1 protein-coding gene is annotated in these 290 nt (G+C 27.9%); it reads left to right on the top strand.

The window, feature by feature from the left end:
* The coding region (locus TD29_RS18625) for a hypothetical protein (protein ID WP_161792637.1) at positions 1–290 on the top strand (290 nt) is incomplete at both ends.

Genomic DNA, 290 nt, shown 5'->3' with positions numbered 1-290 from the left:
TGACATTCAATATACTGTGACAGCAGCAAATCAAAGTTCTAATGTATATACTGTCAAAACAAAATGGATAGCTTTCAATACGATTAACAGTGCGCATAATACAAGTAACAATGCTACAAAATATTATAGTAATGCAACTCCATATGTAAGAACCACTAATATAGATTTATCACTTACCAACTCAAAAATTATTTTAGAAAATACAACCAACAGTTACGAACTTAACTATACCAATTACAATACATCTATGGCTAATGATAATCTATATTCATCCTTTATAATTGAATTTC

It is taken from the genome of Psychroserpens damuponensis, from assembly GCF_000826655.1.
Lineage (GTDB): Bacteria > Bacteroidota > Bacteroidia > Flavobacteriales > Flavobacteriaceae > Psychroserpens > Psychroserpens damuponensis.
Note: the sequence above shows the minus strand (reverse complement) of the source record. Positions and strands in the feature narration are given on the sequence as shown.